The organism is Pseudolysinimonas sp. (genome assembly GCF_057350545.1).
Genome location: NZ_JBMRCP010000122.1, coordinates 1 through 4,465, shown reverse-complemented (window position 1 = coordinate 4,465; position 4,465 = coordinate 1). Strand labels below are relative to the sequence as shown.

The following is a 4,465-nucleotide window of genomic DNA, read 5'->3' as shown; positions in this document are numbered from 1 at the left end:
TTCTTCCCGACGAAGTCGGCGCGGATGGGCAGCTCGCGGTGCCCACGATCGACGAGCACGGCGAGTCGCACCGCGCGAGGCCTCCCGTGCGCCCCGAGCGCGTCGAGCGCAGCCCGGATGGTGCGGCCCGAGTAGAGCACGTCGTCGACGAGCACGACGGTCTTGCCGTCGATCCCGCCGTCGGGCACCCGAGTCGGCTGCGGACTGCGGGTCGGCTGCGAACGGAGGTCGTCGCGGTACATCGTCACGTCGAGCGCGCCGACGCGGCCGCTGCCCGGCTCGAGGCGTTCGAGGATGCCGCCCAGCCGTTCGGCGAGCAGCACGCCGCGGGTCGGGATGCCGAGGAGGACGAGCCCTGCGGAACCGCGGTTCGACTCGAGGATCTCGTGCGCGATGCGGGTGAGCGCGCGTTCGATGTCAGCCTGCTGCAGCACGGGGCGTGCAGTCATCCTGACCTCCTTCCCCGCCTCTCGGGACGGATTTAAAGGTGGTCTGTCTCGTCGATCTTAGCGGCTCAGCCCCAGCGTCGGAGCATCCAGCGTTCCAGCAGGCCGATGAGGGCATCTGTCAGCTTGCCCAACACTGCGAGCACCAGGATCGCGAGGAAGAGCCTGTCGGTGCGACCGTTGTTCTGCGATTCGATCAGCAGGAAGCCCAGGCCCATCGTCGATCCGAGGAGTTCTGCCGCGACCAGGAACAGCCACGCCTGGGCGAGCGCGAGGCGCAGGCCCGAGACGATCGCCGGGATCACGGCGGGGAGCTGCACCGTCAGCAGCAGTCGCATCCTGTCGAGACCGAACGCGCGTCCCATCTCGACGAGTTGCGGGTCGACGTGCCGCAGGGCGCCGGCGACCGTCGTGTAGACGGGGAAGAGCGCTCCGATCGCGACGAGGGTGATCTTGGAGTCCTCCCCGAATCCGAGATACAGGATCAACAGGGGTACCCATGCGAGCGACGGCACGGCGCGAGCCGCACCCACGGTCGGGGCGAGGATGCCGTCGGCGAGTCGCGAGAGGCCGACCAGCGCTCCGAGCACGAGCCCGACGATGGCCCCGATCGCGAAGCCGATGAGCACCCGCTGCGTCGAGATCGCGACGTACAGGCCGAGCAGCCCACGGTTCCACAGATCGACGCCGGCGACGACGAGAGATTCGGGTGTCGGCAGCTTGAAGACCGGCACCCAGGCCAGATGCGAGGCGAGCCACCACAACACGAGCAACGCGAGCGGGATGACGGCGCCGAGCAGCCAGACCCACGGGGATCGCCGCTCGGTGCGCGACGCCCGCGCACGCCGGCGAGCCGGCGGCCCCTGGACGCCTCCAGGAACCACCGACTCCCCGGTGAGGTACAGCTCCGTCATCGAGAGATCAGCCCACCCGGTCCGGGTCGGCGTTCTCCGCGAACTCCGTGTGGAAGAGCGTGTCCAGCGCGGCGTCCACCTGGTCCTGGCTCGCGATGTCGCCGTTCGCGACCTGGATCGGCCCGACCTTCTCGAGCACCGAGCGCTGGGTCTCACCCGGCACGGGGTCGAGATCGATCACGGTGCGCTCGAGCAGCACCTTCTCGGCGACCGCGAGGTCGATTCCGGCCACCTCGGCGAGCAGGGCCGCCGTCTCCTCCGGGTTCTCGAGTGCCCAGGCACGGGCCTTCTCGTACGCGTCGACGACGGCCTGCGCGAGATCGGGGTGATCGGTGATGAAGTCCTCCGTCGCGTTGAGGAATCCGTAGGTGTTGAAGTCGATGTTCCGGTAGACGAGCTCGGTGCCGGCACTGAGTTCATTGGCGGCCATCATCGGGTCCAGGCCCGACCAGGCGTCGACGGTCCCGTTCAGCAGCGCTGCGCCGCCATCCGCGTGCTGGAGGTTCTGCACGTTGACCTCGCTCAGCGCGACGCCTGCCTCGTCGAGCGCTTGGAGCAGGAAGAAGTAGGGGTCGGTGCCGATCGTGACCGCCACCGTGCGGCCGCGCAGGTCCTCGACCGACGTGATGTCGGAGTCTGCGGGAACCACGAGTGCCGCCCACTCGGGCTGCGAGTAGATGTCGATCGTCTGGATCGGCGATCCGTTGGAGCGGGCCAGAAGCGCCGCGGACCCGGCGGTCGAGCCGACGTCGAGGGCGCCGGCCTTCAGCCCTTCGTTGGCCTTGTTCGACCCGAGCGACTGCGTCCAGGTCACCTCGACGTCGTCGCCGAACGTGTCCTCGAGCCAGCCCTGCTCCTTGATGATGAGGCTCAGCGGGTTGTAGGTGGCGAAGTCGAGGCTGAGCGTCGATCCGCTCCACTCGCCGTCGACCGGGGCGGGGTCGCCTCCCGTGTTCTCACCCGGGACGCAGCCGGTGAGCGCCACGACGGCGGCGGTCGCGACACCGAGGAGGGTGACGAAGGGGCTCTTTCTCATGGTGCGTTCCTTTGCTGTGGGCTGGAGGTGCTGTGGATGGAGGTCGCGAGGTTCAGAACGAATGGGGACGGGTCGGCTCGTCGGTCGCACCGGTCGGCCTGTCGCCCACCTGCTGACGCTGCTTGCGTAGCGCGGCGGTGACGTAGTTGGGCGTGTGGTGGCTGTCGACGCCGAGCCGTTCCAGCAGGTCGGCGCGCAGCAGCGCGAGGGCGGCGTCGGCACGGTCGCGCGGGCGCGGCTTGCCGACCTCGAGGATCGAGCGGATCGACGACCCCTCCCCCGGACGGGCCGGGTCCTCGCCGAGCAGCACGATGCGATCGGCGAGCGTGAGCGCTTCGTCGACGTCGTGGGTGACGAGCACGATCGTCGCGGGTTCGGACGCGTGGATGTCGAGGAGCAGGTCTTGCATCGTGAGCCGCGTGAGGGCGTCGAGCGCTCCGAACGGCTCGTCGAGCAGCAGCACCCCGGGGTTACGGGCGAGCGCCCGGGCGAGCGACGTGCGCTGCGCCATGCCGCCGGAGATCTGACGCGGGCGCAACGTCGTCGCGTGGGAGAGCTGCACGAGACCGAGCAGCTCGGCGACGCGTTCGCGTCCCTCCTCGGCCGCCGTGCCCCGCGGCAGGCCGAGCGCGACGTTCCGCTCGATCGAGCGCCAGGGCAGCAGACGCGGCTCCTGGAACGCCACCGCCGACCGTTGGTCGACGTCGGCGACGGGGCTGTCGTCGATCGTGAGCTCGCCGGCATCCGCCGCATCGAGTCCGCCGATGAGACGCAGCAGCGTCGACTTGCCGCAGCCCGACGGCCCGAGCAGGGCGATGATCTCGCCGGGACGGATGTCGAGGTCGACGTCGCGCAGCACGACCTTGTCGCCGCCCCCGGGCGCCGGGAAGGTGCGCCCGACCGCGCGCAGGCTCACGCGCAGGGCGGAGGTGGCGGATGCGGTCACGGGCACCCGACAGAAGTTACGGAAGCGGCACCGCCCGGCCAAACCGGGATGTCATGCAACGCAACGTTGCGTCACGAAGCGACGCGGAACTGCGCTCAGACGATCTCGCGGCGCGCGATGGCGCCGAGCAGTCCGTTGAGGAACCCGGCCGACTCCTCGGTGCTGAGGCTCGTCGCGAGTTCGACGGCCTCGGCGATCGCGACCCCGTCCGGCACCTCGTCGTTGTAGAGGATCTCCCACGTCGCCATCCGGGCGATCGCGCGGTCGAGCGCCGGCATCCGGTTCAGCGGCCAACCCTGCGCGTGGGTTTCGATCTCGCCGTCGATCTGCTCGAGCTGCGCGTCGACGCCCTCGACGATCTCGCGGGCGTACGTCCACGACGACGCGCGCTCCGGCCGCTGTTCGGCGCGCTCCGCCTCCTCGCCGAGAAGTGCCGAGATCGCCACGCCGCGCACGTCGGCACCGTAGAGGATGTCGAGGGCGCGCTTGCGCGACTTGGTGCGGGCGCTCACAGGAGGTCGCTCGACAACGTCAGTCGGTGACGCGGCCGAGGTACGACCCGTCGCGGGTGTCGACCTTGACGCGCGTGCCCTGCTCGAGGAACAGCGGCACCTGGATCTCGTGACCGGTCTCGAGCGTCGCGGGCTTCGTGCCGGCGCTCGAGCGGTCGCCCTGGAGACCGGGCTCGGTGTAGGTGACCTCGAGCACGACGGAGGTCGGCAGCTCGATGTAGAGCGCCTCGCCCTCGTGCATCGCCACCTGGACGTTCTGGTTCTCCAGCATGTAGTGGGCGGCGTCGCCGACGGTGGCGGAAGGGATCGTCACCTGGTCGTAGTCGGTCGTGTCCATGAACACGAAGCCGTCGCCGTCCTTGTAGAGGTACTGGAAGTCGCGGCGGTCGACCGTCGCGAAGTCGATCTTGGTGCCGGCGTTGAACGTACGGTCGACGACCTTGCCGGACATGACGTTCTTCAGCTTCGTGCGCACGAAGGCGCCGCCCTTGCCCGGCTTGACGTGCTGGAACTCGATGACGTTCCAGAGTTGGCCGTCGATGCTGAGAACGCTGCCGTTCTTGATGTCGTTGGTGGTAGCCACGAGGGACGAGCTTAGCCCCCGCACGCCC

The 4,465-nt window shown here is 69.5% G+C and carries 6 protein-coding genes; all 6 read right to left on the bottom strand.

Annotated features, from left to right (window positions below):
• Positions 1 to 449: bifunctional pyr operon transcriptional regulator/uracil phosphoribosyltransferase PyrR (gene pyrR, locus ACO1X9_RS16525; RefSeq protein ID WP_486351949.1), on the bottom strand; the 449-nt coding region annotated here is incomplete at its 3' end.
• 65 nt (positions 450 to 514) lie between these two features.
• Positions 515 to 1,360, bottom strand: coding sequence for an ABC transporter permease (locus tag ACO1X9_RS16520; RefSeq protein ID WP_486351948.1), 846 nt, complete (start codon positions 1,358 to 1,360; stop codon positions 515 to 517).
• 7 nt (positions 1,361 to 1,367) lie between these two features.
• Positions 1,368 to 2,396 carry an aliphatic sulfonate ABC transporter substrate-binding protein gene (locus tag ACO1X9_RS16515; RefSeq protein WP_486351947.1) on the bottom strand — a complete coding sequence of 343 codons (1,029 nt, stop codon included), beginning with the start codon at positions 2,394 to 2,396 and terminating at the stop codon, positions 1,368 to 1,370.
• A gap of 52 nt (positions 2,397 to 2,448) precedes the next feature.
• Entirely contained in the window at positions 2,449 to 3,342 is an 894-nt protein-coding gene (locus ACO1X9_RS16510; protein WP_486351950.1) for an ABC transporter ATP-binding protein, read from the bottom strand.
• A gap of 95 nt (positions 3,343 to 3,437) precedes the next feature.
• Positions 3,438 to 3,854, bottom strand: coding sequence for a transcription antitermination factor NusB (gene nusB / locus ACO1X9_RS16505; protein ID WP_486351946.1), 417 nt, complete (start codon positions 3,852 to 3,854; stop codon positions 3,438 to 3,440).
• A gap of 19 nt (positions 3,855 to 3,873) precedes the next feature.
• The gene (efp, locus tag ACO1X9_RS16500) at positions 3,874 to 4,437 is read right to left on the bottom strand and encodes an elongation factor P (protein ID WP_486351945.1); all 564 of its coding nucleotides are present in this window, start codon (positions 4,435 to 4,437) and stop codon (positions 3,874 to 3,876) included.
• Between the last annotated feature and the right edge of the window lie 28 nt (positions 4,438 to 4,465).

Bases quoted from the DNA above. Each gene is read 5' to 3' on its own strand.
- ACO1X9_RS16515 (WP_486351947.1), bottom strand. From the start codon at position 2,396: ATGAGAAAGAGCCCCTTCGTCACCCTCCTCGGTGTCGCGACCGCCGCC.
- ACO1X9_RS16520 (WP_486351948.1), bottom strand. From the start codon at position 1,360: ATGACGGAGCTGTACCTCACCGGGGAGTCGGTGGTTCCTGGAGGCGTC.